The 25,630-nt window shown below is 60.7% G+C and carries 29 protein-coding genes and 3 pseudogenes; 10 read left to right on the top strand and 22 right to left on the bottom strand.

Annotated features, from left to right (window positions below):
• From ACIQ39_RS09145 to ACIQ39_RS09135, 3 genes and pseudogenes are all read left to right on the top strand, one after another.
• Nucleotides 1-178, top strand: a pseudogene (locus tag ACIQ39_RS09145) (IS4 family transposase); the annotation flags it as partial.
• A 271-nt stretch (nucleotides 179-449) separates the two neighbouring features.
• Nucleotides 450-1,121, top strand: coding sequence for a LysE family transporter (locus tag ACIQ39_RS09140; RefSeq protein ID WP_396434303.1), 672 nt, complete (start codon nucleotides 450-452; stop codon nucleotides 1,119-1,121).
• A 284-nt stretch (nucleotides 1,122-1,405) separates the two neighbouring features.
• Nucleotides 1,406-1,531 (top strand): annotated as a pseudogene (locus tag ACIQ39_RS09135) (BrnA antitoxin family protein); the annotation flags it as partial.
• Nucleotides 1,532-1,649: 118 nt separating this feature from the next.
• Here ACIQ39_RS09135 and soxA read toward each other — a convergent pair.
• The 9 genes from soxA to hppD form a co-directional block, all read right to left on the bottom strand.
• On the bottom strand, nucleotides 1,650-2,381 hold the full coding sequence (gene soxA, locus ACIQ39_RS09130) for a sulfur oxidation c-type cytochrome SoxA (RefSeq protein WP_396434302.1): 732 nt from the start codon (nucleotides 2,379-2,381) through the stop codon (nucleotides 1,650-1,652).
• A gap of 130 nt (nucleotides 2,382-2,511) precedes the next feature.
• Nucleotides 2,512-2,847, bottom strand: coding sequence for a thiosulfate oxidation carrier complex protein SoxZ (soxZ, locus tag ACIQ39_RS09125; RefSeq protein WP_396434301.1), 336 nt, complete (start codon nucleotides 2,845-2,847; stop codon nucleotides 2,512-2,514).
• A 2-nt stretch (nucleotides 2,848-2,849) separates the two neighbouring features.
• Nucleotides 2,850-3,335 carry a thiosulfate oxidation carrier protein SoxY gene (locus ACIQ39_RS09120; protein ID WP_396434300.1) on the bottom strand — a complete coding sequence of 162 codons (486 nt, stop codon included), beginning with the start codon at nucleotides 3,333-3,335 and terminating at the stop codon, nucleotides 2,850-2,852.
• Entirely contained in the window at nucleotides 3,332-3,760 is a 429-nt protein-coding gene (soxX, locus tag ACIQ39_RS09115) for a sulfur oxidation c-type cytochrome SoxX (protein ID WP_396434299.1), read from the bottom strand. Before soxX ends, ACIQ39_RS09120 begins: the two co-directional genes overlap by 4 nt.
• The gene (locus ACIQ39_RS09110) at nucleotides 3,757-5,925 is read right to left on the bottom strand and encodes a molybdopterin cofactor-binding domain-containing protein (protein ID WP_396434298.1); all 2,169 of its coding nucleotides are present in this window, start codon (nucleotides 5,923-5,925) and stop codon (nucleotides 3,757-3,759) included. Before ACIQ39_RS09110 ends, soxX begins: the two co-directional genes overlap by 4 nt.
• Complete coding sequence (locus ACIQ39_RS09105; RefSeq protein ID WP_396434297.1) at nucleotides 5,922-6,380, bottom strand: (2Fe-2S)-binding protein; 459 nt, start codon at nucleotides 6,378-6,380, stop codon at nucleotides 5,922-5,924. Before ACIQ39_RS09105 ends, ACIQ39_RS09110 begins: the two co-directional genes overlap by 4 nt.
• Nucleotides 6,381-6,835: 455 nt before the next feature.
• Nucleotides 6,836-7,153: a helix-turn-helix domain-containing protein gene (locus tag ACIQ39_RS09100; protein WP_396434296.1), complete on the bottom strand. Its 318-nt coding sequence runs from the start codon at nucleotides 7,151-7,153 to the stop codon at nucleotides 6,836-6,838.
• Between the two features lie 59 nt (nucleotides 7,154-7,212).
• Entirely contained in the window at nucleotides 7,213-7,674 is a 462-nt protein-coding gene (locus ACIQ39_RS09095) for a hypothetical protein (protein WP_396434295.1), read from the bottom strand.
• Between the two features lie 84 nt (nucleotides 7,675-7,758).
• Nucleotides 7,759-8,838 (bottom strand): 4-hydroxyphenylpyruvate dioxygenase, encoded by a 1,080-nt coding sequence (gene hppD, locus ACIQ39_RS09090; protein WP_396434294.1) that lies wholly within the window; start codon nucleotides 8,836-8,838, stop codon nucleotides 7,759-7,761.
• A 573-nt stretch (nucleotides 8,839-9,411) separates the two neighbouring features.
• On the opposite strand from hppD, the pseudogene ACIQ39_RS09085 reads away from it, so the two are divergent.
• Nucleotides 9,412-9,606, top strand: a pseudogene (locus ACIQ39_RS09085) (IS91 family transposase); the annotation flags it as partial.
• A 44-nt stretch (nucleotides 9,607-9,650) separates the two neighbouring features.
• Here ACIQ39_RS09085 and ACIQ39_RS09080 read toward each other — a convergent pair.
• The 5 genes from ACIQ39_RS09080 to ACIQ39_RS09060 form a co-directional block, all read right to left on the bottom strand.
• Entirely contained in the window at nucleotides 9,651-10,478 is an 828-nt protein-coding gene (locus ACIQ39_RS09080) for an ABC transporter permease (protein ID WP_396434293.1), read from the bottom strand.
• A 30-nt stretch (nucleotides 10,479-10,508) separates the two neighbouring features.
• Nucleotides 10,509-11,324, bottom strand: a complete 816-nt coding sequence (locus ACIQ39_RS09075; protein WP_396434292.1) for an ABC transporter ATP-binding protein — start codon at nucleotides 11,322-11,324, stop codon at nucleotides 10,509-10,511.
• A 125-nt stretch (nucleotides 11,325-11,449) separates the two neighbouring features.
• Entirely contained in the window at nucleotides 11,450-12,469 is a 1,020-nt protein-coding gene (locus ACIQ39_RS09070; RefSeq protein ID WP_396434291.1) for an ABC transporter substrate-binding protein, read from the bottom strand.
• A gap of 369 nt (nucleotides 12,470-12,838) precedes the next feature.
• Nucleotides 12,839-14,038, bottom strand: a complete 1,200-nt coding sequence (locus ACIQ39_RS09065; protein WP_396434290.1) for a CaiB/BaiF CoA transferase family protein — start codon at nucleotides 14,036-14,038, stop codon at nucleotides 12,839-12,841.
• Between the two features lie 8 nt (nucleotides 14,039-14,046).
• A complete protein-coding gene (locus ACIQ39_RS09060; protein WP_396434289.1) occupies nucleotides 14,047-14,316 on the bottom strand; it encodes a DUF3297 family protein in 270 nt (89 codons plus the stop codon).
• A 147-nt stretch (nucleotides 14,317-14,463) separates the two neighbouring features.
• Here ACIQ39_RS09060 and ACIQ39_RS09055 point away from each other — a divergent pair, with 147 nt between their 5' ends.
• Nucleotides 14,464-15,717: an Hsp70 family protein gene (locus ACIQ39_RS09055; RefSeq protein WP_396434288.1), complete on the top strand. Its 1,254-nt coding sequence runs from the start codon at nucleotides 14,464-14,466 to the stop codon at nucleotides 15,715-15,717.
• A 63-nt stretch (nucleotides 15,718-15,780) separates the two neighbouring features.
• Here the strand turns inward: ACIQ39_RS09055 and ACIQ39_RS09050 are convergent, their stop codons facing one another.
• The 3 genes from ACIQ39_RS09050 to ACIQ39_RS09040 form a co-directional block, all read right to left on the bottom strand.
• On the bottom strand, nucleotides 15,781-16,335 hold the full coding sequence (locus tag ACIQ39_RS09050) for a DUF2076 family protein (RefSeq protein ID WP_396434287.1): 555 nt from the start codon (nucleotides 16,333-16,335) through the stop codon (nucleotides 15,781-15,783).
• 90 nt (nucleotides 16,336-16,425) lie between these two features.
• Complete coding sequence (locus tag ACIQ39_RS09045) at nucleotides 16,426-16,860, bottom strand: class I SAM-dependent DNA methyltransferase (protein WP_396434286.1); 435 nt, start codon at nucleotides 16,858-16,860, stop codon at nucleotides 16,426-16,428.
• A complete protein-coding gene (locus ACIQ39_RS09040; protein WP_396434285.1) occupies nucleotides 16,857-17,114 on the bottom strand; it encodes a tetratricopeptide repeat protein in 258 nt (85 codons plus the stop codon). Before ACIQ39_RS09040 ends, ACIQ39_RS09045 begins: the two co-directional genes overlap by 4 nt.
• Before the next feature lie 103 nt (nucleotides 17,115-17,217).
• Between ACIQ39_RS09040 and ACIQ39_RS09035 the strand changes: the two genes are divergently transcribed.
• From ACIQ39_RS09035 to ACIQ39_RS09025, 3 genes are all read left to right on the top strand, one after another.
• Nucleotides 17,218-18,417 carry an MFS transporter gene (locus ACIQ39_RS09035; protein ID WP_396434284.1) on the top strand — a complete coding sequence of 400 codons (1,200 nt, stop codon included), beginning with the start codon at nucleotides 17,218-17,220 and terminating at the stop codon, nucleotides 18,415-18,417.
• Between the two features lie 18 nt (nucleotides 18,418-18,435).
• Nucleotides 18,436-18,903 (top strand): CoA-binding protein, encoded by a 468-nt coding sequence (locus ACIQ39_RS09030; RefSeq protein ID WP_396434283.1) that lies wholly within the window; start codon nucleotides 18,436-18,438, stop codon nucleotides 18,901-18,903.
• Between the two features lie 63 nt (nucleotides 18,904-18,966).
• Nucleotides 18,967-20,250 (top strand): O-acetylhomoserine aminocarboxypropyltransferase/cysteine synthase family protein, encoded by a 1,284-nt coding sequence (locus ACIQ39_RS09025; protein ID WP_396434282.1) that lies wholly within the window; start codon nucleotides 18,967-18,969, stop codon nucleotides 20,248-20,250.
• Nucleotides 20,251-20,308: 58 nt separating this feature from the next.
• On the opposite strand, the gene ACIQ39_RS09020 is transcribed toward ACIQ39_RS09025, so the two are convergent.
• A complete protein-coding gene (locus ACIQ39_RS09020; protein ID WP_396434281.1) occupies nucleotides 20,309-21,025 on the bottom strand; it encodes a FadR/GntR family transcriptional regulator in 717 nt (238 codons plus the stop codon).
• Nucleotides 21,026-21,209: 184 nt separating this feature from the next.
• On the opposite strand from ACIQ39_RS09020, the gene ACIQ39_RS09015 reads away from it, so the two are divergent.
• Nucleotides 21,210-22,082: a fumarylacetoacetate hydrolase family protein gene (locus tag ACIQ39_RS09015; RefSeq protein ID WP_396434280.1), complete on the top strand. Its 873-nt coding sequence runs from the start codon at nucleotides 21,210-21,212 to the stop codon at nucleotides 22,080-22,082.
• A 59-nt stretch (nucleotides 22,083-22,141) separates the two neighbouring features.
• The gene (locus ACIQ39_RS09010) at nucleotides 22,142-23,122 is read left to right on the top strand and encodes a Bug family tripartite tricarboxylate transporter substrate binding protein (protein ID WP_396434279.1); all 981 of its coding nucleotides are present in this window, start codon (nucleotides 22,142-22,144) and stop codon (nucleotides 23,120-23,122) included.
• Between the two features lie 48 nt (nucleotides 23,123-23,170).
• Here ACIQ39_RS09010 and ACIQ39_RS09005 read toward each other — a convergent pair whose 3' ends face one another.
• The 4 genes from ACIQ39_RS09005 to ACIQ39_RS08990 form a co-directional block, all read right to left on the bottom strand.
• Entirely contained in the window at nucleotides 23,171-23,605 is a 435-nt protein-coding gene (locus ACIQ39_RS09005; RefSeq protein WP_396434278.1) for a nuclear transport factor 2 family protein, read from the bottom strand.
• 20 nt (nucleotides 23,606-23,625) lie between these two features.
• The gene (locus ACIQ39_RS09000; RefSeq protein ID WP_396434277.1) at nucleotides 23,626-24,546 is read right to left on the bottom strand and encodes an SDR family NAD(P)-dependent oxidoreductase; all 921 of its coding nucleotides are present in this window, start codon (nucleotides 24,544-24,546) and stop codon (nucleotides 23,626-23,628) included.
• A 5-nt stretch (nucleotides 24,547-24,551) separates the two neighbouring features.
• On the bottom strand, nucleotides 24,552-25,145 hold the full coding sequence (locus tag ACIQ39_RS08995; protein ID WP_396434276.1) for a DUF3833 domain-containing protein: 594 nt from the start codon (nucleotides 25,143-25,145) through the stop codon (nucleotides 24,552-24,554).
• A 33-nt stretch (nucleotides 25,146-25,178) separates the two neighbouring features.
• On the bottom strand, nucleotides 25,179-25,630 hold a 452-nt coding region (locus ACIQ39_RS08990; RefSeq protein ID WP_396434275.1), incomplete at its 5' end, for an MFS transporter.

The following is a 25,630-nucleotide window of genomic DNA, read 5'->3' as shown; positions in this document are numbered from 1 at the left end:
CGTGCTGATTGCCATTGTTAAGAAGGAGTTGCAATTGAAGGCCTCGCTCTACACTTTTCTACAGATTTTGTCGGTGTCTGTTTTCGAGAAAACCCAGATTTCATGCGCCTTGCAGACCGATGCTCACGCAACACCACCACCTGACTGCGCTAAGCAGTTGAATTTGTTCACTTTTTAACCGGACACTACTGAGTGCGTACACAGAATCCATTCGTTGAGTTGGGTCGGTCAGCGGATGGAATAAAAAAAGAGCACCGGTTTTCATGAAAAATTTTTACCTGCAAGAAAAGCCAACTGGCATGATTCGAAGCCACGCCGCAGGCGCTTTGCCGCCATTTCATTCACAGAATGAATCGATTCGCCCCGGATGTATCCACCGGGTTTTGCGGTCTACATCACGTAAGCCGCGCTAAGCCACACCCTCCAAACCAAACTTCCTACGCACTGAAATGATTGCACTTTTTGTCTCAGCTTTCGTTCTTGGCTTGATCTTCAACGCCGCGCCCGGTGCGGTATTTGCAGAAACGATCCGCCAAGGTGTCCGTGGTGGTTATCGCGCTGCACTGCTCGTACAGATCGGCTCTCTCGCTGGTGACGCGTTGTGGGCAGTATTGGGACTTGTAGGGGTCGGCCTGCTGCTCCAGGCCGAAAGCCTCAGAGTTCCGGTCGGTATCGCGGGCACAGCCTATCTCCTCTGGCTGTCCATTGACTCTTGGCGTGCCTCGAGCGTTGAGTTTGGCGGACAGGTTGATGTATCCAAAGTCCAAAAGGGCGCGCTGCGTGCTGGCGTGATGCTCTCCGTCACCAATCCACAGAACGTCGCCTACTGGGCTTCGCTTGGAAGCGCCATGGGAGCCGTAGGCGTCCACAGCCCCACGGCTGCGCACTACGCGATCTTTTTCGCTGGGTTTATGGTTTCGTCTTTTGTGTGGGCGTTCATCTGCGCAGCGCTCGTCGCGCGCGTGTTCCGAAATGCGTCCGCAGGCTGGGCCAAGCTGACATACCGAGCATGCGCCATTGCCCTCCTTCTTCTGGCGCTGTCTTCGCTGCGTGATCTGGTTTCCGCCTCTTCAGCTCAGAACAAGAAGGTTTCCGTCGTGGTCCACCGCGGTACGGTCTGAACAAGGTTCAGATGGTCAGTTTTCGGTCGGCGGCAACAGATGGCGCAATGATTGAACGCACCATTGGCTTTTTCGGTCCGCTCAAGCGCGAGTCAGAATGACGTCCAAGCCTTTGTTGCTGCGGACGTGTTGCCAGTGTTGGGCCAGGGCGACAAAACTCGTGGACCGCCGCAGAAAAACAAATGAGGTTTAACAAAATGCCGCTCAACTCCTTCGCTTTCATCGTCAAGGGCCCCGGATATTCGCCATGCTCGCATACGGCGCAACTGTGAAAGGTTCTTCTCTCCGTACGCTACAGCGTCGAGGTCGTCGCGTATTTTCGCTCTACTGGCGATGGTTGGCAGGCACGCATGGACGGTGTTCTGCGCGAGTATGTGAGCAAGCATGTACCTCGAGGTCATGCAAGCTAAGGCCTAAGGAATGAGGACAGGTCGCGCGAAGCCGCGACCTGTTACGGGCCGGCTCTGCGTCAACTGCACCAGGACCAAAGTTCTGCGTGCGTTGTGGCTGTGCAATGGCGCGGCTTGATCATTTACGCACAGCAGGTACCTCGATGGGCAAGCCCTCACCGCGCCACATCAGGTACAGCGCCAGTTGCCGCATTTCCAAAGCGCCCCAAGGGGGTGTTTCGGCGCGAATGCCCGCATAGCAACTGCGCAAACGCCGCTCCAGTGAACCGGGTTTTTGCCATTCCAAACGGTACACCGGGTAGCCATTGGGCTGGCCTTGGCTCAGCGGGTCGGTGTACAGGCGTTGACCAAAATTGTGGTCATGGCATTGGGCGCACGACAAATTCATTTGGCCTTGACGTTGTGAAAACAAGGCCGCGCCGGCTTGCCAGTGGTCGCGCGCTGCGCCGCCAATGTCCACCCGCAAGGGCATGCCTTTGGAGGCCTGGGTCAGCAGCAAACTCAAGCCCAGCAAGGCATCGGATTCGGGCGTGAGTGCTGGTGCTTGCTGGTGGCGCGTGGTGCATTGGTTGATGCGGTCTTCCAGGTTGAAGAGGCGCCCACTGGCGGCATCGATGGCGGGGTAACGTGTGGCCACGCCTTGCATGCGGGTGGCATCTGCGCCGTGGCAACTGGCGCAGGATTTGCCGTTGGCTGCACTGGGCTGGCCCCAGGCTTGCGCCCCTTGGCTCAGCCACAGCTGGGCGGGGTTGGCAAACTCGTCGGCTTGCAAGGCTTGTACATCTTTACCCGCAAAATGCAGGCCCGATTTGAGCTGCGACAAAGGCAAGCTGCGTGCGGGTGGTGCCATGGTCTGAGCAGTTGAGAGACCGCTCACCCCCCATAAAACAAAAACCATGAAGACCAGCCAGCAGGCCTTTGCAAGCCTGTGCACGCCCTGTGCTGGGGACATCAACGCGAACGATGGAAGGCTCATGCGCTCAGGCGCTGGGTTTGGGCAAGACTGGCAAGCTTTGCCGCAAGCTGCCTTTGACGCCCCGGTCATCGGTCCATTCGACCAGCATGTCGGCGGTTCGGTCCGCGCGCACAAAAAATTCAAACAAGGGGTTGGCCGATATGCCCGAAGAAGGCTCCACACGGAACACTTCTTGTTGGCCCCAGGTGCAGGTCAACGAGCGGATCACATTGCGGGGCACCAATTTGCCCAACAGGTCTTGCAGATAACCCGTGTCCATGGGGTGTTGCACCAACAGGCGGACTTTGACCACATCGCCCGCCAAGACGCGTTCTGGCCATTGGATGCGTGCGAATGCCATGCTCAGGAGGCGTCGACGCAAGCCGACTCGGTGACGATGATTTCCATCTGGCCGTATCGAAACTCGCCATGGGACAAACGCGCCAAAGCGACCACCTGCTGGGTGCCCGCCAAGCGCAGGCGGGTGCTGACTTCGGCGCGGCCATTCCACGGCCCCAGATGGAAAACCGCCATTTGGGTCACCGGGTTGCGCGGCGACAAGAGGTACAGGTGCGTCACATGGTCTTGGGCCGTCATAGGGCTTTGCACTTGCACCGTGACAGGCACCAAGGTGCCGTTGTCGGCCAACACCGGCGCCACGATCTTCACTTCTTGCTGCAACACCCGTGCGCCTTGGGTCAGGGGCTCGGTCATTTGCGCCAGGCTCAAGGACTGGCCAGAGGCCATCTCTTGGGCTTGGCCAGGCCACAGCTGTGCAGCCGCACCATAGAGTCCGACCCGCAGCGCTTGCCGCAAGCCCTCGCGACGGGTCAATGTGGGCCACTTCATGGCGTTCCCGTCGTCGGCAAGAACAAATAACTCAAGATGTCTTCCAGCCCTTGCGCCGTCAAAATGGTTTGTCCCTTGTAGGGGTTGGCCACCTTGTTCAAACCTTCGGTGCTGAAATAGGCGGGCATGATGGTTTGCGGGTTAAAGCGCCTCGCATCGGCGATGCGCTCGCGGGCTTGGGCCTTTGTGCTGCGCTCGGCCAAACCGACCAAAGACGGGCCGAGTGCACCACCCGCAGGCAAACCCTGCACTTGGTGGCACAGCACACAGCCGCTGTCTTGTCTTTGCAAAAGCAAGGCTTTGCCCCGCTCTGCAGAAGCCAAGCTGAGGGGCTCTGGCACTGACACTGGGGTTTGCGCAACGACCCAGCCCCAGCCAGCGCTGCACACCAAAGCCCACACCCGCGCCAAGCCCAGCACCGTCATGCGCGTGCCAATGTCAAGCCATGGTTTTTCAAAGGCAAGCTGCGGATGCGTTTGCCCAAAGCGGCCGAGATGGCGTTGGCCACCGCCGGTGCCAAAGGCGCTTGGGCGGGTTCGCCCACACCACCCCAGAAGCCGCCGGTGGGCGCGATCACCACCTCCACTTTGGGCATTTCGTTCAAACGCATCATGCGGTAATCGTGGAAGTTGGATTGCTCCACACGCCCGTCCTTGATGGTGTTTTCACCCCAGAAGATGGCGGTCAAACCGTGCACCACGCTGCCCTGGAACTGGGCCACGATGTTGTCGGGGTTCACCGCGTAGCCGGGGTCAATGCCGATCACGATGCGGTGGATCTTGACCTCGTTTTTGGCGTTGACCGAGACATCGCACACGCATGCTGTCCAACTGCCATAACCGTCGGTGGCGGCCACGCCCCGGAACACACCCGGGGCCGGTTTTTTGTCCCATCCGGCCGCTTTGGTCACGGCCAGCAAGATGGCCCGGTCGCGGTTGGCCTTTTCGTTGTTGGGCAGCATGGCCAAGCGGTAATCCACCGGATCTTGTGATGCCGCCTGGGCCATCTCGTCGATGAAACACTCGCGCCCAAACGGGTTTTGTGAATGCCCCACGGTGCGCCAAAAACCCACCGGCACATTGGTGTTGCGCTGGGCATAGTCGACCAAGGTGTTGGGGATGTCGTAGGGGTGGTCGTTGAAGCTGGCCACGGCCTGGCCATCCACCCCTTTGGGCAAGGGCAGTTTCAGCAAGGTGGCCAAGATGGACGGGGCGCTGACTCGGATGTGCAGCGCCTCGGCTTTGCCCGTGGCGCTCAAACCCGCCTTGAAGCGCATCAAACTGGCCGGGCGGTACAAACCGTGCTGAATCTCTTCTTCGCGCGACCACAGCATTTTGACGGGCTTGCCCGGCATGGCCTTGGCAATCGCGACGGCTTGGCGCGTGAAGTCTTGCGGGCTTTTGCGCCCAAGACCGCCGCCCAATTGCATGGGGTGCACTTTCACGTTGGCCTGTGGCACGCCCGCAGTCGCAGCCGCCACAGCCAAAGTGGATTCGGGGTTTTGCGTGGAACACCACACATCAAGTTGCTCGCCCTGCAACCAAGCGGTACACACCATGGGCTCCATGGTGGCGTGCGCCAAATAGGGGGTGAAGTACTCGGCCTCGATGACCTTGGCCGATTTGCTCAGCGCGTCAAGCGTGTTGCCGTCGTTGCGGGCCACCGCCAGTTCGGACTGATCCATACCGGCTTTGAAGTGGGCCATGATGGCGGCGCTGCTCAAGGTGCCGTGCTCGCCCACATCCCAGTCCACCGCCACATCGCGCAGGGCCTCTTTGGCGCGCCACCAGTTGTCGGCCACCACGGCCACAAAGGTGCCCAAATTCAGCACCTTGACGATGCCCCTGCGGTTTTCTACCTTGGAGGCATCCAGGCTTTTGACGGTGCCATTGAACACCGGGCAAGCCGCCACGGCCGCGTGCAACATGCCCGGCACTTGGGCGTCGATGCCGAATTTCACACGGCCGGTCACAATGTCGGGTATGTCCACACGGGCGATGGATTTGCCGATCAATGTCCAGTCTTTGGGGTCTTTGAGTTGGACGTCTTTGGGCGCTTCCAGCTTGGCGGCTGCAGCGGCCAATTTGCCGTAGCTGAGCGTGCGCTTGCTGGGCACATGGGTGACCTTGCTGAGTGCAGCTTTGCACTCGCTGGCCGGCACGCCCCACTGCTGAGCGGCAGCGGCAATCAGCATTTCGCGCCCGGTGGCCCCGGCTTTGCGCAGGTATTCCTGCGAATTGCGTATGGTGCGGCTGCCCACCGAAGCCATGTCGCCGTATGCGCGTTTGGTGCGCAGGTTTTCGTGCGCGGTGGCGTATTCGACGCGCACTTTCTTCCAATCGGCCTCCAACTCTTCGGCAATCATCATGGGCGCAGAAGTCATGCTGCCCTGGCCCATTTCGGCACGGGCATAGCGAATGACAATGGTGTCGTTGGGCTCGATTTCGACCCACACATTCAGCTGTGGCGTATCAGCAGCTTGCGCCGTTTGCGGCACAAAAAACCCGACCGACAAACCAGCGGCTGCGGTGCTGGTGACTTTCAAGAAGTGGCGGCGGTCCATGCCGGAGGTCATTTCTGGGGGGCTCATGCGCGGGTCCCTTTCTTGGCTGCGGCGTGAATGGCGGTGCGCATGCGGGCATAAGTGCCACAACGGCAAATGTTGGTCATGGCGGCATCGATGTCTTCATCGGTGGGTTTGGGCTTTTTCTTGAGCAAGGCCACAGCCGCGAGCATCTGCCCGCCCTGGCAGTAACCGCACTGCGGCACTTGGTGGTCAATCCAGGCTTGCTGCACAGCGTGCAAGCGGCCTTTGTCGGCCAAGCCCTCGATGGTGATGACCTTTTGTCCCGCAGCACCCGAGACCGGGTAAGCACAAGAGCGCACCGGCTCGCCATTGAGCAGCACCGTGCACGACCCACATTGGGAGGTGCCGCAACCGAACTTGGGGCCTTTGATGTCCAGCTCATCGCGCAAGGCCCACAGCAGGGGCATCTCCGGCTCGACATCGAGGCTGTGGTTTTTACCGTTGACATTCAGTTTCATGACGGGTCACTCCTTGTGCACTGCAACAGTTTTGCACTTTGGCGAGAAGACCCTTTTTGTGCAACCGGGAAACAACTCAAATTTTACGAAAAAGGCTTTAGCATGTCGCATAGGTGACTTTCGCTTCGAAACCGTCTGAAAGCAAGTGGCGTCGCTTCAAACCTCTCCGTCTTGATAACCGGCTTCACGCGGGTGGCGAATGCGGGCCAGCATGACCCGGTGTTTCAGCGCATTGTTTTCGGTTGCAGCATGGCTGGCCGCTCACTCTGCCCTTGGCGATGCCTTTTCAGTTGAGAAAAGTAAACACGAACATCGTCCAACGCATGGCCTGCGCCAGTGGCCTTCATGTCGGCCAGCGCCTCTGCCGATTGCCGTGCAAATTTTTGCGACAAGCTCAATCTCATTTGCGTCATATCCGAGGTGACCAGTGAAATAGAGGTGACTATGGCATGGAGTCAAGCGATCAACATCAAACCCTTGTGTTGAATCACCGTGAGCAATCTGAGCGCTGGGCCGCCGGGCTTTTTGACACCTCGCTCCCAATCGGAAACCAGGTTCTTCGACACATTCAGGTATCGCGCAAACACCGGCTGCGAAATATGCTCGCGAATCCTGAGGGCCTTGATTTGTTCGGGCAGCATCATCTCAATGGGCGTGAGGCAAGTCTCGTCAAACTCCCGCATGGTCTGGCGATCCAGAGCGCCCACTTCATGCAAAGCCTCCATGGTTTCGTGAATCGCAGCCATAGCATCACTGCGGTATTTTTTAGGCATCTTGCACCACCTTTTCAAAATGTCCTTGAGTCACCAACGCCATCGCAGCTAGCCGCCAGCTACGCCTGCTCCGCAAGCCGCTGTTGTTCCAGCCACTGAGGGCCAGCGCGCAGCTTCTTGGCCAACGGTGTCTTCGGATCAATCACCCGCCAAAACGGTGCCACGACGGTCGTGGCCTTGCCAGCGCCCATCTCGTCCCAAGCAGCCTCGGCCACGGTTCGCAAAAAGATCGCCGTGGAAACGGGGCAAGTGGCGTCCGCACCATGCAGTGCAGCAAGCTCACGGCGAACCTGCTGGATTTCTTTGGTTGTGCCGTAAGGCACATGTGTTTTCAAGTAATCCTCCAGCTCCATCGGGCATGAGATGAGCAGCCGCGATCCAGCCGGTACACCCGCAAAGTCCTTGTCCAGCGTCACGGTGTGCGGGGGCTTCGCACGCTTTTTGTCGGCCCACGTCTTGGCAGCTCTTGGCACTTCACGCTCCTGGTTTGTTTTGCACAGCGCGATTTTCCCGAACAACATGCAAAGTGCCAATAATCCCCGTACAAACCCTAGGCTCGGGTCAGAGACGAGGTATGGCGCAACTGCCAGGCACAAGCGGCTGGATCAGGCATTCACCACAATCGCCCCCCGCCGAATCTGGTCGCGCTCCAGGCTTTCAAACAGCGCTTTGAAGTTGCCTTCGCCAAAGCCTTCGTCGGCTTTGCGCTGGATGAATTCGAAGAACACCGGGCCGAGCAGGGTCTGACTGAAGATTTGCAGCAGCAAACGCTTTTCGCCATTGGCCGTCGTGCCGTCCATCAAGATGCCGCGCGCTTGCAATTCGGGCACCGGCTCGCCATGGCCCGGCAGGCGCTCTTCGAGCATGTCGTAATAGATGTCATTGGGCGCGGTCATGAGTGGGATGCCGGCCATTTGCAGTGCGTCCACGCTTTTCAAAATGTCGTCGGTCGACAAGGCGATGTGCTGAATGCCTTCGCCGTTGAACTGCATCAAGAACTCTTCGATCTGCCCGCCGGTCTTGCCCGACTCTTCGTTCAGCGGGATGCGGATCATGCCGTCTGGGGCCATCATGGCCTGGCTGGTCAGGCCCGTGTATTCGCCCTTGATGTCGAAGTAGCGAATCTCTTGAAAGTTGAACAGCTTTTCGTAAAAACCGCTCCAGTACGCCATGCGCCCTTTGTAGACGTTGTGGGTCATGTGGTCGATGAGTTTGAGGCCGTGGCCCGGCGGGTGGCGGTCTGCGCCGTCGATGAATTCAAAGTCGATGTCGTAGATGCTTTTGCCGTCTTCAAAGCGGTCGATCAAATACAGGGGCGCGCCGCCAATGCCTTTGATGGCGGGCAGGCGCAGCTCCATGGGGCCGGTGGGCACGTCCACCGGTTGTGCGCCCAGGGCCAGGGCGCGCGCATAGGCCTTGTGTGAATCTTTCACACGAAACGCCAGCGCACAGGCGCACGGGCCGTGCTCGGCGGCAAAGTAACCGGCCAGACTTTTGGGCTCGCGGTTGACGATGAAGTTGATGTCCCATTGGCGGTAGAGCACCACATCTTTGGAGCGGTGCTTGGCCACCAGTGAAAAGCCCATCTGCTCGAACAACGGCTCCAGGGTGTTGGGCGTGGGGGAGGCGAACTCGACGAACTCGAAGCCGCACAGGCCCATGGGGTTGTCAAACAAATCGGCCATGAAAATCTCCAGCAGTGAATGGGGCCAAGCTGCAGGATGAGCGCGGCCCGAATGAAATCGGTCAAACGAAACAAGAGGGGGTTTGCAGGTCGGTGGCTTTGGCCGCCGACATGACGGTGGTGCACCGAAAACATGTCGGACCTGAAGGGCCGACCTACAAGAAAAGTTTCAAGCCTGCGGCGGTGCGCAGGGCTTGCCCCGCGTGCTGCGGGCGAGGTGGATGCCGAAAATCAATGCTTGGATGGCCATGGGCTGATGGTCGTCGCTGGCGCTCAGTGTGTCAAGCGCTGAACGCTTGCTCCGAAACTTTGCCCCTAAACTTTGCCCCTAAACTTTGCCCCGGAACTTTGCCCTGAAAGCCTGCCCGCCCTGTGCGTGCGGTGCGTGCGGTGCTTGCGGTGCTTGCGGTGCGTGCGGTGCTTGCGGTGCTTGCGGTGCTTGCGGTGCTTGCGGTGCTTGCGGTGCTTGCGGTGCTTGCGGTGCTTGAGGTGCTTGAGGCCATGAGGCCATGAGGCCATGGCACCACAAACATCGGGCGACAGGCGGGCCTTGTTGTCGTTGTCGCGTGCATTGGCCATCAAGTTGCCAAAGCCCAGCACATCCGAAAAGTCGGCTCACATCCTGTGGGCGGTGCTGATCGCACGCATCGACGAGGTCTTCCCGCTGCTGTGCCCGATTTGCGGTGGGCCAATGCGCGTGATCGCTTTCATCACATGCAGCGCCGATATTTGCAAAATTCTGGCGCACACAGAGGTGCCAGACGATCCCGATTGCGCTCATGTGCTGGGATTTCCTGCCAGCCTTTTGGTCTCTCAGAGCTTTTCAGTTTCCCCGGCTTTTGGCTGCCACTTCATCAGCCGCTTTTCAATCACCCCCACCGCCCCATCCAGCACCAAGGCAAACATAGTCAGCACCAAAATGCCGGCCATGACGGTGTTGATGTCAAATTGGCCTTCAGCCTGCAAAATCAAGTAGCCCACACCTTGGGACGAGCCCAGGTATTCCCCCACCACCGCACCCACAAATGCCAGGCCCACGCTGGTGTGCAAGGAGCTGAACACCCAGCTGGTGGCACTGGGCAAGTACACAAAGCGCAGCAGCTGTTTGCGGCTGGCACCCAACATGCGGGCGTTGGCCAGGACAACCGGACTGACTTCCTTCACACCTTGGTAGACATTGAAAAACACAATGAAAAACACCAAGGTCACACCCAAAGCCACCTTGGACGCCATACCAAGGCCAAACCAGACAGCGAAGATGGGCGCCAAAATGATCCGGGGCATGGAGTTGAGCGCTTTGATATAGGGCTCTAGGATCGCAGAAGCCATCGGGCTCAACGCCAACCATAGACCCGCCCCCAAGCCAGCGCCAGCGCCGATGCCAAAGGCCATCACCGTCTCGGCCAAAGTGACCCAAAGGTGTTTGTAGATATCGGCATCGGTGACAAACCAGACCCAAATTCGTTCAAATATTTTCAGCGGCTCACCGAAGAAAAAGGCCGCCTGACGGTCGTTGTCGAACATGAAAACAGGCACGAGACCGGGCTTGGTCATGACATGCCAAAACACAAACAGCATCACCAAAATGCCGATTTGCCAAAAGCGCAGCGTGGCCGCGCGGGGTTTGATCAGATTCCACATGGGTTTGAATTGATTCCAGTTCACCGCAAGTCAAGCGGCTTTCAGCAGTTGTTGCTGGTAACCCTTGAGCACCTCTTCACGCATGACGCTCCAGATGGCGGCATGCAAGGCCATGAATCGGGGCGTGGCCTTGACCTCGGCCACATCGCGCGGGCGCTCAATGTCGATTTTGAACTCACCAATCGGATGGCTGGCCGGGCCAGCGCTGAGCACCACCACGCGGTCGCTCATCGCAATGGCTTCATCCAGATCATGGGTGATGAACAACACCGCTTTCTTTTTAGATTGCCACAGCTCCAGCACCTCGTTTTCCATCAGCTGACGGGTCTGAATGTCAAGCGCCGAAAAGGGCTCGTCCATCAAGATGATGTCCGGGTCTAACACCAAGGTCTGCGCCAAGCTGGCACGCTTGCGCATGCCGCCGCTCATCTGATGAGGGTAACGGTCTCCAAAGCCTCCCAAGCCGACACGGCGCAGCCAGTCATCGGCCTGCTGGCGTGCTTGCTCGTCTGGCACACCACGGAACTGCAAGCCAGCCAAGACATTTTCAAGTGCTGTTCGCCAAGGCATCAAGCTCTCTGTCTGAAACATGTAACCGGCACGGGTGTTGATGTCGCTCAGGGCTTGGCCAAAGATGCGGATGGAACCCTTGCTCGGCACCAGCAATCCAGCCGCCACGTTCAGCAGCGTGCTCTTGCCGCAACCGGTAGGCCCTACAACGCTGACAAATTCACCCTCTTCGACCTTGAGCGACACGTTCTCAACGGCCGTGTAGCGCTGGCCAGGTGCGTCTTTGCTGATGAAGGTGCAGGCGATGTCCTGCAATTCGATGGCTGGGTGTTGCATAAAAGAATGGGCGTTAAACGCCAAGGGGCGATGCCAAAGACATCGAAAAAGCGGCCTCTCTGGGCCTTAGACGCCGCCCCCTCAATGGAGGCGACAAGTCCGAAGCAGCGGCGCGGGGGGCGTGCTCACTTGTATTTTTGATTGGCCTTTTGTGCAAAGGCATTGGTGAAGACCGCCCCCAAATCGAGCTTGGCGCTGCCCAGCTTGGCGTCCACACTGGCCAAGGCTTTGAACGCCGTGTCGGCCCCGCGCGCAGGAAACGCGCCATCGGGTGACAGGGCTTTTTGTGCCGCGAGAAAGCCATCGATGTAAATGGAGCGATCGCCCAAAAGGTAGCTCTCAGGCACCACTTTGATGATGTCGCCTGGCCCAGCCTGCTGAATCCACCTGTTGGCGCGCACCATCGCATTGGTCATGGCCTGCACGGTATTGGGGTTGCGGTCGATGAACGACTGTGGGCAATACAAGCAACCGGCGGGCATAGGACCACCAAACACTTGTTCAGCTTCGCTGACGATGCGCGTGTCTGAAATGATCTTGAGATCGCCCGAGCGCTGCAGCAGCGTGATCACTGGATCGAGGTTGCTGATGGCATCGATTTGACCCGAACGCATCGCGGCGACGGCCCCGTTGCTGGCACCCACACCGACAAAGCTCACGTCGCTTGGCTTGAGGCCCACCTTGGCCAAAGCAAAGTTGACCATCACGTTGGTAGAGCTGCCCGGCGCTGTCACGCCGATCTTCTTGCCTTTGAGATCGGCAACGCCCTTGAAATTGGGCATTGTCTTGGGGTTGTAACCCAACACAATTTGGGGGGCCAGACCTTGCAACACAAAGGCGCGCATGGGCTGACCTTTGAATTGCATGTTGACTGTGTGCTCAAACGCGCCGGATACAACATCCGCACTGCCACCCACCACCGCTTGCAGCGCACGCGATCCACCAGAAAAGTCGAAGATGGTCAGGTCCAGCCCCTCGTCCTTGAAGTAGCCCAACTGCTCAGCAATGGTTAAGGGCAGGTAATAAAAAAGATTTTTACCCCCCACGGCGATGCTGGTTTTTGGCTTTTCAATGCCTCTTGCCAATGCAAGCGAGGGCAATGTGGCTGCTGCGATGCCGCCCGCGATCAAATGACGTCTTTGCATTTTGTCTCCTTTGTTGTGCAATGAAGTTTAAAAAATCTGTTATCAGTTTTAACGATCATATGAGGTCAATGGGTCAAGGGGCTATCAGGGTTGGCCCTAGGCGTGCTTGGGCTCACATCCCTTTTTCTTGAAGTACAGGCCGGACGATGCAGCTGCAAGCGTCCCAGGGCCATCCGCAACACACCCTTGCTGTTGCATCAAATCGGTCGGCACATTGCCGCCGTTGGCCGCCAAGTTTTGCAGTCAGGGGCAAGCGTTGGGGCATCGGCTGCGACAGGCACCAGTTTGTCACCGTCGCCCAAACCGAGTTCAGGGCACCCAAGCCATGGGCGCTCAGTGTGTCAAGCGCTGAACGCTTGCTCCGAAACATCAAGCGACCGCTTGGATGCTGCGCAAGTGGGCAATCTCTGCCGCGCTCAGGCCCAGGCTTTGCAGCAGCTCGTTGGTGTTCTCGCCTTGCCGGGGTGGCTGGCGGCGCACACCCAAGCGTTGCCCGTCCATGGTGAAGGGGAACAGCGCCGCACGGGTCATCTGCCCCGCCTTGGGGCCATCAGACAGGCGCACATCGGCCAAACCGCCGGTCGCCTGAAGGTGCGGGTCATCAAACAACTCTTCGGGTTTGACGATGGGCGCAAAGGGCAGGCCCGCTTTTTCAAAAATGGCGGTCAGCTCGGCGGCGGTGAATGCAGCCAAGCGGCGGCGCAACGCAGGAATCAACTCGGCACGCTGCGACACGCGGGCGTTGTTGTCGCTGTAGCGCGCATCGGCCTTGAGGTCGGCAAAGCCCAGCACATCACAAAAGACGGCCCACTGCGCATCGCTCACGGCGGCCAAAAAGATTTGTTCGCCGTTTTTGACGGTGAACACGTCGTACACCGCCCAGGCCGAGATGCGGTTGGGCATGGGCTCGGCCGCTTGGCCGGTGATGGCGTACTGCAGCATGTGCTGGCCCACCAAAAAAACATTGTTCTCGAACAGCGCCGACTGGATCTCTTGGCCGCGCCCGGTGATGCCGCGCTGAATCAGCGCACCCAATACACCAATCGCGCCAAACATGCCGCCCATGATGTCGTTCACGCTGGTGCCTGCGCGCAGCGGGTCGCCGGGACGCCCCGTCATGTAGGCCAAGCCCCCCATCATCTGCACCACTTCGTCGAGCGCAGTGCGGTGGTCATACGGCCCCGGCAAAAAGCCTTTGAGGCTGGCATAAATCAGCTTGGGGTTAGCGGCTGACAGGCTGGCGTGGTCCAGGCCGTACTTGGCCATGGAGCCGGGCTTGAAATTCTCGGCCACCACGTCGGCCGTGGCGCACAGGCGGCGCGCCACCTCGGCCCCTTGCGGGTTTTGCAAATTGAGCTGGATGCTTTTTTTGTTGCGGTTGAACATGGGGAAAAAGCCCGCGCCCGAACCCAACAAATGCCGCGTGCGGTCGCCCTCAATGGGCTCGACCTTGATGACCTCGGCCCCCATGTCGGCCAGCACCATGCCGCAAGTGGGGCCCATGACCATGTGGGTGAACTCGACGACGCGCAGGCCTTCGAGCGGGAGCTTGCGTGCCGCTTCGGTCATGCGCTGATTCACCGGTAAAAGGCTTCGACTTGGCCTTTGATTTTGATCAGCAGCGGCTGGCCTTTGCGGTCCAGCGTCTTGCCTGCGGGCACGCGCACCCAGCCTTCGCTGATGCAGTATTCCTCGACATCGTTGCGCTCTTTGCCATTGAAGCGGATGCCGATGTCGTGCTCGAACACGGCGCGCACATGGTGCGGGCTGCGGGCGTCGATGGCCAGGCGGTCGGGCAGTGCGGGGCGGGCAGCGGCTGATGTGGCGGGGCTTGGGGCTTCGGTCATGGGGTGTTTGTGGGCAAAAATGGAACAACGCCGATTCTCCCCGATTTGACAGGGCTGACGGTGGCAGAATCCCGGGTCCTTTGACGGTCAGCGCTTTGACCTGCCACCTCCGCCACAGCACTTCTGCCTCAGCACCCTCTCTTACCCATGATGTCTTCCCCCGCCGGCACGCTCGGCATCGATTTCGGCACCTCCAACTCCGCCATGGCCTGGCTCGGCCCCAAGGGCAGCGCCCGCCTGATCCCGCTGGAAGGCGAGGCGCTGGCCATGCCCACGGCCGTGTTCTACAACGCCGAAGACGGCAGCACCCACTTCGGGCGTGACGCCCTCAAGCACTACCTCGAAGGCACCGAGGGGCGCTTGATGCGTTCGCTCAAAAGCCTGCTGGGCAGCCCGCTGCTGCTGGAGACCACGCAGATTGGGCACCAGCAGATCAGCTTTCAGGACATCATCGCCCGCTTTTTGGCCACCCTGCGCGAACGCGCCACGCAGCACTTGGGCAGCGCACCGCGCCGCGTGGTGATGGGCCGCCCGGTGCATTTTGTGGACGACGACCCCGAGCGCGACGCACAGGCCGAGGCCTCGCTGCGCCAGGCGGTCGAGGCGGTGGGCTTTGACGAGGTGTCGTTTCAGCTGGAGCCGATTGCCGCCGCACTGGATTACGAGCAGCGCCTGACGCAAGAAAGCACCGTGTTGGTGGTGGACTTAGGGGGCGGCACCTCGGACTTCACGGTGGTGCGCTTGGGGCCAGAGCGCATGCACAAGGCCAACCGCAGCGCCGACATCTTGGCCACCACGGGCGTGCACATTGGTGGCACCGACTACGACCGGCAACTGAATTTGGCGCAAGTCATGCCGCTGCTGGGCTACAAACACATCGGCCCGGCACAGCGCGAAGTGCCCAGCCGGGTGTTTTTTGACCTGGCCACCTGGCACCTGATCCACTGGCAATACCATGCCAAAGCCATGGCCCACGCCAAAACCCTGCGCAGCAATTACAGCGACATGCAGCTTTATGAGCGCTTGATGCAAGTGCTGACCGAGCGGCACGGCCACCACATCGCGCATGAGGTGGAGCAGGCAAAAATTCGTTGCTCAGCCAGCCGGGCTGACACGGGCATTGACCTGGCGGTGATCGAACGCGGCTTGCAAGCGCGCCTGGGCGTGAGCGACATGCAAGCGCATTTGCACGGCTTGCTGGCCCGCACCGTGGCCTGTGCGCGCGAGTGTGTGCAAGCTGCGGGCCTGACCGATGCATCGCTGGATGCGATTTACCTCACGGGCGGGTCATCGGCCTTGAGCACTTTTCAGTCCGCCTTGCAGGCCGCCTTTGCGGGCGTGCCTGTGGTGGAAGGCGATTTATTTGGCGGCGTGGCGCTGGGCTTGGCCTACAGCCGCTGAATCTGTCGCTGAATCTGTCGCTGTATCTGCCGCCGAAAATGCCCTTGAAAGAGGCGCGTGAACTCAGGTCCAGTCGTCGCCCAAGTCCCACAGGCCGTCGCCCGCATCCGGCTCAGCGGTAGACACGCCCCCCGCTGAGCCCTGGGCCCCATCGGGCGATGCGGCATCGTCGCCCCACAAGGCTTGCAGGCCTTGCAACAAGGCACCGCCCGCCACTACGCCCGCGGCCACACCCAGCGCTGTGCCGCCCACTTGCCCCACCAAGCCCCGCATCCACAGGCTCGGTTGCGCCGCATGGGCTGCGCCAGTTGTTGTGGGCGCTAGAGCCTGAGAAGGCACGGCGTTGGCGACGGGGTTGGATGCTTCAGAGGCTTGCCCTGGACTGGAGGCTTGCAGCGCCGCAGCCGATGCGGCTTGTAACTGCTGCAATCGGTTTTGCGTGGCTTGCAGTGCCAAGCTCAGGGTCATGGCCCGTTGCACCAACAAATAAGTGGCATCGGCTTGCGAGGCCAAAGCATCCCGAATGAGGCCATCGGCCACCGGGTCTTTGGCCTGCACGCGCTGCTGCCGCAAGCTGGCCAAGAATTGCTGAAGTTGGTCGCGTTCTTGTGCGTTCATGAGCGAGGTTCTCCGGGCAGGGCCATGACGGGGGTGCAGGCCGTTGTGAACAAGCCTCCGCCCCAGCGGACGGCATAGGCGTAGGCATTGTCAGGTTTTTTGCAGATAAACATAAGCCCCCATGAGGGGCTGGGCTTGGTCCAGCCGCAGGGGCGCGCGGTGCAGCTTGGCCCATTGCCAGCCGTGCTCTGCGGCCAGCTTTTGCAAATAGCTCAGGGCATGCGCGTAACGCAAGCTGCTGTGCAGCTGCACTTCAAAACCCGGGGCGGCCTCTTCCACGCTCAGGGCCAGCCAGCCGCCCGAACGCACCCGGGGGCTCAGGGCCTCAAACACCGCCTCCAGCCAGCCCACATAAATGAACACATCGGCCGCCAGCACCAAGTCGGCGGGCTCAGCGCTTTGCTGCATGAAGGCCACCAACTCTTGGGCATGCAGGCTGTCGTAAACCCCCAGCGCACGCGCCTTGGCCACCATGGCCGATGACAAATCCACACCGGTCAAATGCTGGGCGCGGGGGCGGATCAAGCTGCCGCACAAGCCAGCCAGGCATCACACGGCTGGTCATCGGCCGCCAGGGCTTGGCGCAGGCACTCGTCGGCCCGCTCAAAGCGGCCCAACTGCACGCAACTGGCGCCCAGGTTCATCAACACCGAGGGCCTGCCCGGTGCCAGCTGCAAAGCCCGTTCAAAAAGGGCTGCTGCCGCCTCAAATTGGTGGCGTTCAAACTGTTCAATGCCCTCCAGAAATGCCTGGCGGGCTTGTTCGAGTGAGGATTCCATGCGCGCCAGTGTGACACAGGCTCAGGCACGCACCCATGCCTGTGCGCGGGACCGCACAATCGCAAGGCACAATGCTTTGCAAGATGCCAACACCGGAGACACCATGAAAGAAACCCCCTACGCTTGGGTGGTGGTTTGGGCCACCTTTGTGTGCCTGGCGGTGATCTTTGGGGTGTCGTATTCGTTTGCGGCGTTTTTTGAGTCCTTCGCCGTCGAGTTCTCGGCGCAGCGGGCCGATGTGTCCTGGATTTTTGGCCTCTCGGGCTTTGTTTATTTTGTGCTCGGCGCAGGCGGCGGCATGCTGGCCGACCGCTTCGGGCCGCGCACCGTGTGCTCGGCGGGCATGGCGCTGATTGCGCTGGGCTTGCTGGCCACCAGTTGGGCCACGTCTTTGCTGGCGGTGTACGTCAGCTATGGTTTGTTGGTGGGCTTGGGCATTGCCTTGGTCTACACCCCGTCGATTGCCAGCGTGCAGCCTTGGTTCACCACCCGGCGCGGCTTGGCCGGGGGTATTGCCAGTTCGGGCGTGGGCGCGGGCACCTTGCTGGTGCCGGTGGGGGTGGCCATGGCCATTGGCCCCATGCCCTGGCGCGAGGCGATGCAGGTCTTGGCGCTTAGCGTGCTGGTGCTGGGTTTGTTGGCGGCGGCTTTGCTGCGGCGCGCACCTGCGGCACCGACAACGGTTTCAGGTCGCACGGGTGCAGGCGGCTCGGCCACGGGCTTGAGTTTGCGCGAAACCTTGCGCAGCCCCACGTTTCGTTGGCTGTACCTGGCCACGGTGTTGGCCTCGCCCGTCATGTTCATCCCGTTCGCGCACGTCTCGGCTTCGGCCCGCGATTTGGGCCTGAGCGAGGCGTTGGCGGTGGGCTTGGTGGGCTTGATCGGCGTGGGCAGTCTGGTCGGGCGCTTTGCCATTGGTCTGGTGGCCGACCGGCTGGGCCGGGCGCAAACCCTGGTGCTGATGCAGCTGTCCATGGGTGCGTCTTATATGCTGTGGGCTTTGGCCGGTGGCCATGCGTTGCTGGCCTTGTTTGCGCTGTGGTTTGGCCTGAGTTACGGCAGCATTGTGTCGCTCTTGCCCGCCATTTGCATGGATTACTTTGGCGGCAAATCGGTGGCCAGCGTGGTGGGCGCGCTCTACAGCGGCGCGGCCTTGGGCAACTTGCTGGGCCCGGTGCTGGCGGGCGCAGCCTTTGACTGGAACGGGCATTATTTGGGCGTGATGGCGGTGTGCGCTGTGCTGTCGCTGTGCGCCACCTGGGCCTCGCACCAAATGAAGCGCAGCGGCTTGGCGCGGTATTGAACGGAAAGAAGGACTCTCATGCACAACGATTTGCACGCGCTGCGGCGCATCCTCAAAAGTTGCCCCACGATTGCCGTGGTGGGCTTGTCGGCCGAATGGCACCGGCCCAGCTACTTTGCGGCCAAGTACATGCAGTCGCACGGCTTCAAGATCGTGCCCGTGAACCCGCGCTATGCGGGCGGCGAGATCTTGGGCGAGACCTGTTACTCCAGCCTGGGCGACATCCCTTTCAAGGTGGACATGGTCGATGTGTTTCGCCGCGCCGAAGACGTGTTGCCGATTGCCGAGCAAGCGCTGCAGATCGGTGCCAAGTGTCTTTGGCAGCAACTGGGCGTGGCCAACCCCGAGGCCGATGCGCTGGCCCGTCAAGCGGGCATGGATTCGGTGAGCAACCGCTGCGTCAAGATCGAGCACGCCCGGCTGTTTGGCGGCCTGAACTGGGTGGGGGTGAACACCGGCATCGTCTCGGCGCGGCGGCTGGTCTAGAACAAGCCATCGCCCACGGGGTGGGCTCCTACAAATTCAAGCCAACTTTTCATACCCAACACCATGACCGACCGCCAATTCCACCCCGAGACCCTGGCCATCCACGCCGGGCAGATTCCCGATGCGGCCACGGGCGCGCGCGCCCTGCCGATTTACCAAACCAGCAGCTTTGTGTTTGACAGTGCCGAGCACGCCGCATCGCTGTTCAACCTGCAGACCTTTGGCAATGTGTATTCGCGCCTGAGCAACCCCACGGTGGCGGTGCTCGAAGAACGCGTGGCGGCACTCGAAGGCGGGCGTGCCGGGGTGGCCAGCGCCTCGGGCATGGCGGCCGAAACCATGGCCCTCATGACCATCTTGCAGTCGGGCGACCATGTGGTGGCGGCTGGGGCTTTGTACGGCGGCTCGGTCACCATGCTGGCCGTGAGCCTGGCCAAGTTCGGCATTGAAACCACCTTTGTCGACGCAACCCAACCCGAGGCCTTTGCCGCCGCCATGCGCCCCAACACTCGGGCGGTGTACGCCGAAAGCCTGGGCAACCCGAGCATGGTGGTGCTGGACATCGCGGCCGTGGCCGAGGTGGCCCACGCGCACGGCGTGCCGCTCATCATCGACAACACCGTGCCCAGCCCGCTGCTGTGCAACCCACTGGCCTTGGGGGCCGACATCGTGGTGCATTCGGCCACCAAATACCTGGCGGGCCACGGCACCACCCTGGGCGGCGTGGTGGTCGAAGGCGGCAAATTTCCTTGGGACAACGGCAAGTTTCCCGGCATGACCGAGCCGTCCAAGGGCTACCACGGCGTGAAGTTTTACGAGACCTTTGGCGACTTTGGCTTCACCATGCGCTGCCGCATGGAAAGCCTGCGCGTGTTTGGCGCGGCGCTCAGCCCCATGAGTGCCTGGCAGATTTTGCAAGGCGTTGAAACCTTGCCGCTGCGCATGCAAAAGCACTGCGACAACGCTTTGGGCGTGGCGAAGTTTTTGCAGGCCGACCCGCGTGTGGCCTGGGTCAACTACCCGGGCTTGCCTGACCACCCGCAACACGCCCTGATGCAGCGCCAGATGCGCGGGGCCTCGGGCCTGTTGGCCTTTGGCGTGAAAGGCGGCTTGGCGCAGGGCGTGAGCTTCATCGAGTCGGCCCAGTTCATGAGCCACCTGGTCAACATCGGCGACACCCGCACCCTGATCAGCCACCCGGCCAGCACCACGCACCGCCAGCTGGACGAAGCCCAGCAACTGGCCGCAGGCGTGCCGCCCGACATGGTGCGCATCTCGGTCGGCTTGGAGAACTTGGACGACATCTTGTGGGACATCGACCAAGCGCTGGCCACGGCCTGTCGCTGAGGCACTCTTTCACGAGTTAGCCGCACTGCGCTGGCGTGACCCGGCTCACACGAGCCGCTCAGTAGCCGAGCAAATTGCGCCGCACATGCACCAAATGCTCAGTGGCGAGCGCTTTGGCCTGAACCGGATCTCTGGCCTTGATGGCGTTCAAAAGGGCGCGGTGTTCCGCTTGGTAGGCCAGGCGGCGCTCCGGTGTGAGGCTGCGTTTTTTAAGCATGCCCCATTCGCCTTGGGCGCGGGCTTGGTTCATGAGTTTGAACAACCGTGCCACAAAAGCATTGTGTGACGCACGGGCAATGATTTCGTGGAACCTGCCGTCCCACACCTCAAACTCCTCCACGCTGGTGGCCGCTTCCGCACGCGTGCAGCAGTTGTCCATTTGCTCAAAGTCCGCGGTGGTCGCGTTGCCAATCACCATCTCGATGATGGCGGGCTCCAAGGCCATGCGGGCGTCCATGAGTTCAGCAGGGCTGGTGTGCCATGCGGCCTCCGGAGGGGCAAGTGGCGTTGCATTTTTGACGCTTCGACTGGCCAACACTTGGTCGGTGACATAAGTGCCGCTGCCCACAGTTTGTGCAATCAAACCCTGTGCCTTCATGTCGGCCAGCACCTTGCGCACGCTACTTCGGCTGATTTGGTATTGCTCGCCAAACGCACGCTCAGTGGGCAGCCGTTCACCGACCTGCCACTGACCGCTGTGCAACTGGTCGAGCAAGGTGATCCGAAAGAAGTAGGCGGTGTCCATGGTGGTCGGTTGCGATTTGAACCAAATCATACCAATGATGTCCGAGCCCTTAAAGCGCCTAAAAGCTCAGACTCTCCCCGTGAAAACCCTCATCTGTATTGTCCTGCACGTGTCTTGACCGGCCTTTCTTAATCCGTATGATGGTTCAAATTGGTTGAGCCTCAAACCAATCATGGCCAAGCGCCAGCTTGTGTCCCGCCTCAGGAGAAGAGTTTTGCGCATCGCCACATTTGTTCACCACGGAAAACGCCATGTCGGCCAGGTATCGGCCGATGGTCTGCATGTCACGCCCTTTGCCCTGAGCGAGTCACAAGCCCAACGCGGCGCTCAGCCCATCATTGAAGCCTTGGTTGCAGGGCAAGCCCTGCCTGCCTTGACGGGTGCCGCGCTGGCCGTGTCCTCGGTCCGACTTGAATCCCCGCTGCCCGCGCCCCGCCGCAACGTGTGGTGCGTGGGCCGCAATTACCATGCGCATGCCAAGGAGTTGCAAGCCTCAGTCTTCAAAAACAGCAACACCGACACCCAGGCCTGGCCCATCGTCTTCACCAAAGTGCCCGAGTGCGTGGTCGGCCCGAACGACGACGTGCAACTGCCCGGCGCTGCCGTGTCCGAGCAGATCGACTACGAAGCCGAGTTGGCCGTGATCATTGGCCAAGGCGGCAAGAACATCCGCCAGGCCGACGCCATGCAGCATGTGTTCGGCTACACCGTCGTCAACGACGTGACCGCCCGCGATGTGCAGATGCGCCACCAACAGTGGGACATGGGCAAGTCCTTTGACACCTTTTGCCCTATGGGCCCGTGGATTGTCACGGCAGACGAAATAGACGGCCGCAAAACCCGTGTGCGCTGCTGGGTCAATGGCGAGTTGCGCCAAGACGGCCCGACCGCGAACATGATTTTCGACATCCCCACGCTGATCGAAACCATCTCGCGCGGCATCACCCTCTACCCCGGCGACATCATTGCCACCGGCACCCCCGCCGGCGTGGGCATGGGCCTGAACCCACCCCGCTACATCGCCAAGGGCGATGTCATCCGTGTTGAGATCGACGGCATTGGCCAGATTGAAAACCGCTTTGTTTGAGACCCCGTCGGCCGCAAAGACAGGCTCGGCGGCCGCACCCCACCCTAAGGAGACTTCACATGAACCGACGCCCCCTCATCTGCGCTGCATTGAGCATCCCATTGGCCTTGGCCAGTTTCGGCCAAAGCGCTTTGGCACAGACTTACCCCAGCAAACCCATCACCATGGTGGTGCCCTTTCCACCCGGTGGGGTGGCTGACACGGTGGGACGTCCGGTGGCCGAAGCCATGTCGCGGCACCTCAAGCAAAGCATCGTGGTCGAAAACAAAGGCGGCGCAGGTGGCGGCATCGGCATGGCGCAAGTCGCCAAAGCCAAAGGAGACGGCTACACGGTGCTGATGTCCTTGTCGTCGTTGGTGGTCTTGCCAGAAGCGGCCAAAATTTTGCAACGAACACCGCTTTACGAAACCCGTCAGCTCAAGCCGATTGCCCGCTTCACGGCTGATCCCACGGTGCTGGTGGTGCGTGCCGACAGCCCCTGGAAAAGCTACGCCGAATTCATCGCTTACGCCAAGAACAATCCCGGTCGCATCAGCTTCGGCTCGTCTGGCAACTACGGCACCATGCATGTGCCCATGGAGCAACTCAAAGCCGCCACTTCGACCTTCATGCTGCATGTGCCCTATACCGGCGCCGGACCCGCCATCTTGTCATTGCTCGGCGGTCAAATAGAAGCCTTGTCCACTGGCCCTGCCAGCGTGAAGCAACACATCGATTCTGGCCGCTTGCGCGCCCTGGCGCACTGGGGTGATGGACGCTTGGGCAGCATGCCCACTGTGCCCAGCTTCAAGGAGTTGGGCGTACCGATCCAGTACTCACAATGGGCCGGTATGTTTGTGCCTGCCGACACCCCGGCTGCGGTGGTTGACAGCTTGCGCCAAGCCGCCAAATTCGCCGCACAAGATGCCCGAGCTGTGGGCGCTTTGACGGCCGCAGGCACCTCCTTCATGTACCAAGATGCGCCCGAGTTCGAGCGCTTTGTACAAGCCGATGCCAAGGAAATGACCGCCTTGGTCAACCGCATTGGCAAAGTCGACTGAGCCCCGCGCCGCTCAGCGTCAAAACCCTCAACGCAGCCAACACCAGCCTCAGGTGTTGGCGCGTTTTTTGAGCCAGCGCATCAAACCGCCCAGCACGGGCAGTTTTTCGTACAACTCCTCGGCCGCGTCCCAGTAATCGCGGTGCAGGGTCACCAAGCCTTGCTCGTTGAACACCACGTGGCTGGCACCGCGCACGGCTTGCAGCGTGGTGGTGTCAAAGCGCTTGAAGCGAAAGCGAAATTCCCAGGTCAGAAAGGCTTGCGCGCCGTCCACCACCTGCGCGCTGACCACAAAATGCGGCTGCTCGAGCGCCGCATACATGTGCTGAAAAATGCGTTCAATGTCGGGCAAGCCTTGCACCTCATTGAACGGGTCTTTGAAGCGCGCCTGTGGGTCGTAGACCGTGTGCAACTGCGCCACACTGTGCGGTGACAAAGTTTCAAAAAACGTGGCCAGGTTTTGTGTGGCTTGTCGGGTGTCCATGGGCGGCTTTCAAATCAAATTCACAAGCCGGTGAACTTGCGCACCAGCGGAAAATACAAGCGGTAGGGCAGCAAACGCAGCAGCTTGAGCCACAGCGTGAAGCGCTTTGGGAAATGGATGTCAAATTGGCCTTGAGCCCAGCCCTTGAGCATGGCCGTGGCGGCTTGCTCGGGGCTGATGAGCGCGGGCATGGTGAACTGGTTTTGCGCCGTGAGCGGCGTGGCCACAAACCCGGGATTGACCACGCTCACGCCAATGCCTTGGTCTTGCAAGTCCATGTACAGCGTCTCGGCCAAATGGGTCAACGCCGCCTTGGTCGGGCCATAGGCCAGGCCATTGGGCAGGCCGCGCCAACCGGCCACACTGCTGAGCACGCTGATGTGCCCGTTTTGGCGCGCCAACATGCCGGGCAGCACCGCGTGGATGACTTGCAAGGCGCCTTGGTAGTTGACCTTGTCGTGTTGCAACAGGTCTTCAAGGTCCATGGCCGTGGCACGTTGTGCGCGGTAGTAACCCGCCGCATACACCACCATGTCGAGCGGGCCTTCGGCCTGCAGAACACGGGCGGTGGCCTGCACTTGCGACGCGTCGCTCACATCCAGCGCCCGCCACTGCACGCCCGCATCTTGTGCAGCCCAAAGCTCAACGCCCTGCGGCGTGCGGGCAGACAACACCACGCGCGCACCGGCGCCGCGCAAGGCCTGTGCGCAGGCCAGGCCAATACCCGTCGATGCGCCCACCAGCCAGACCCGCTTGCCTTGCCAATGGTACAGCGGTGTGTTCAATGCCCAAGCTCGGCGGGCCTTGGCCTGCGTGCGCGACAAGGTGGCCTCTTGCGTTTGGGGGCCGACTTTGGGCATCGCCATCTCGGTCGACAGCACCGAGTGCGCCAGCACTGTGCCCATGGCATTGGGGCTTGAATGAGAGGTGTTGTGGTTCATGTGCTTCAACCCGGCCTGGCCACCAAAGGCGTGCGGCGCGTGAAGGACAAAGTGACCTCGCCCAGCTTCACGCCCCATTTGCTCATGTTGGCTTTGTTCAGCATGACACGGTCGTCCATCAGGTACATCCAGTCGTCAAAGTCGACGTTCCACACCCGGCCATCGACCGGCAAAGCCATGGTGTAACCCCAGCGGAACGCGTTGCCGCTGACCTGGCCCGTGGCCTGGCCCACCACATCGTCGGCCCGGCCCGTGTAGCTGCCGTTGGGTCCGGCTTTGAGCCGCCAGATGCGGCGCTGCGTCGTTCCGTCCGAATACACAAAGGCTTCGTCCAGCACGCCCTCGTCGCCATTCCAGCTGCAGTCCATGACCACGGTGAAGCGCTTGACCACCTGACCGCTGCGGTCGGTGAACACGCCCCAGGCGTCGATGGTGCCGGTGAAGTAGGTGCGCAAATCCAGCAGCGGTTTTTCTTGCGCATAGCTTTGAATCTGTGGCCCAGCGCAGCTGGCCAAGAAAGGCGTGGCCGCCACCACGGGCAGTGCTGCCAAGCGGGTCAAAGCGGTGCGGCGGTGAATCATGGCGTTGGGTTGGCGCATGGGTAACTCCCCTTGTCTACAGTCAAAGCGGCTTCACGCCGAAAGGCGGGCCTTTGCAGGCCCCGAAATCAAATCGGGCCGGCGCATCAGGCCCGTATACAAAGCCAATCCGGCCATGGATTTGAGCACACAAGGCAACAAACCATAAGCCAGGCCCAGCGCCAACACCGCGTCGGCGTCTTGTTGGCCTGGAGCGTAGCCCCACAGGCCCAGCAAAGGCAAGGACAGGCCTGCGGCCAAAGCCAGATTGAGTTTGGTGGCCAGATTCCACCAGCCCATGAATGCGCCGTCTGTGCGGCCACGCTCGCCGCAGCGGTCTATCAACTGGTTGAGCAAGGCACCGGGCACCGTGAGGTCGGCGCCCAGCGCCATGCCCGACAAGGCGCAGACCACCAAAAAACCGGTGGTGTCGCCAGCGCCCAGCATGATCACGCTGACAAAAGCCAACACCGACAAAGCCATGCCCGTGGCCCACGTGCGCAGCA

It is taken from the genome of Limnohabitans sp. (assembly GCF_044361645.1).
Taxonomy (GTDB): Bacteria; Pseudomonadota; Gammaproteobacteria; order Burkholderiales; family Burkholderiaceae_C; genus Limnohabitans_A.
The sequence above is the reverse complement of the archived record's forward strand: the minus strand, read 5'-3'. Positions and strand labels throughout refer to the sequence as shown.

Coding starts and splice junctions, on each gene's coding strand:
- ACIQ39_RS09065 (WP_396434290.1), bottom strand. CDS start 14,038: ATGACCGAAGCGGCACGCAAGCTCCCGCTCGAAGGCCTGCGCGTCGTC.
- ACIQ39_RS09120 (WP_396434300.1), bottom strand. CDS start 3,335: ATGAAGTGGCCCACATTGACCCGTCGCGAGGGCTTGCGGCAAGCGCTG.
- ACIQ39_RS09000 (WP_396434277.1), bottom strand. CDS start 24,546: ATGAACCACAACACCTCTCATTCAAGCCCCAATGCCATGGGCACAGTG.
- ACIQ39_RS09020 (WP_396434281.1), bottom strand. CDS start 21,025: ATGATTTGGTTCAAATCGCAACCGACCACCATGGACACCGCCTACTTC.
- soxZ (WP_396434301.1), bottom strand. CDS start 2,847: ATGGCATTCGCACGCATCCAATGGCCAGAACGCGTCTTGGCGGGCGAT.
- ACIQ39_RS09025 (WP_396434282.1), top strand. CDS start 18,967: ATGACCGACCGCCAATTCCACCCCGAGACCCTGGCCATCCACGCCGGG.
- ACIQ39_RS09035 (WP_396434284.1), top strand. CDS start 17,218: ATGAAAGAAACCCCCTACGCTTGGGTGGTGGTTTGGGCCACCTTTGTG.
- ACIQ39_RS09055 (WP_396434288.1), top strand. CDS start 14,464: ATGATGTCTTCCCCCGCCGGCACGCTCGGCATCGATTTCGGCACCTCC.
- hppD (WP_396434294.1), bottom strand. CDS start 8,838: ATGGCCGATTTGTTTGACAACCCCATGGGCCTGTGCGGCTTCGAGTTC.
- ACIQ39_RS09010 (WP_396434279.1), top strand. CDS start 22,142: ATGAACCGACGCCCCCTCATCTGCGCTGCATTGAGCATCCCATTGGCC.
- ACIQ39_RS09060 (WP_396434289.1), bottom strand. CDS start 14,316: ATGACCGAAGCCCCAAGCCCCGCCACATCAGCCGCTGCCCGCCCCGCA.
- soxA (WP_396434302.1), bottom strand. CDS start 2,381: ATGGCACCACCCGCACGCAGCTTGCCTTTGTCGCAGCTCAAATCGGGC.
- ACIQ39_RS08995 (WP_396434276.1), bottom strand. CDS start 25,145: ATGCGCCAACCCAACGCCATGATTCACCGCCGCACCGCTTTGACCCGC.
- ACIQ39_RS09030 (WP_396434283.1), top strand. CDS start 18,436: ATGCACAACGATTTGCACGCGCTGCGGCGCATCCTCAAAAGTTGCCCC.
- ACIQ39_RS09105 (WP_396434297.1), bottom strand. CDS start 6,380: ATGAAACTGAATGTCAACGGTAAAAACCACAGCCTCGATGTCGAGCCG.
- ACIQ39_RS09005 (WP_396434278.1), bottom strand. CDS start 23,605: ATGGACACCCGACAAGCCACACAAAACCTGGCCACGTTTTTTGAAACT.
- ACIQ39_RS09070 (WP_396434291.1), bottom strand. CDS start 12,469: ATGCAAAGACGTCATTTGATCGCGGGCGGCATCGCAGCAGCCACATTG.
- ACIQ39_RS09050 (WP_396434287.1), bottom strand. CDS start 16,335: ATGAACGCACAAGAACGCGACCAACTTCAGCAATTCTTGGCCAGCTTG.
- ACIQ39_RS09040 (WP_396434285.1), bottom strand. CDS start 17,114: ATGGAATCCTCACTCGAACAAGCCCGCCAGGCATTTCTGGAGGGCATT.
- ACIQ39_RS09095 (WP_396434295.1), bottom strand. CDS start 7,674: ATGTTGTTCGGGAAAATCGCGCTGTGCAAAACAAACCAGGAGCGTGAA.
- ACIQ39_RS09100 (WP_396434296.1), bottom strand. CDS start 7,153: ATGCCTAAAAAATACCGCAGTGATGCTATGGCTGCGATTCACGAAACC.
- ACIQ39_RS09075 (WP_396434292.1), bottom strand. CDS start 11,324: ATGCAACACCCAGCCATCGAATTGCAGGACATCGCCTGCACCTTCATC.
- ACIQ39_RS09140 (WP_396434303.1), top strand. CDS start 450: ATGATTGCACTTTTTGTCTCAGCTTTCGTTCTTGGCTTGATCTTCAAC.
- ACIQ39_RS09110 (WP_396434298.1), bottom strand. CDS start 5,925: ATGAGCCCCCCAGAAATGACCTCCGGCATGGACCGCCGCCACTTCTTG.
- ACIQ39_RS09080 (WP_396434293.1), bottom strand. CDS start 10,478: ATGTGGAATCTGATCAAACCCCGCGCGGCCACGCTGCGCTTTTGGCAA.
- soxX (WP_396434299.1), bottom strand. CDS start 3,760: ATGACGGTGCTGGGCTTGGCGCGGGTGTGGGCTTTGGTGTGCAGCGCT.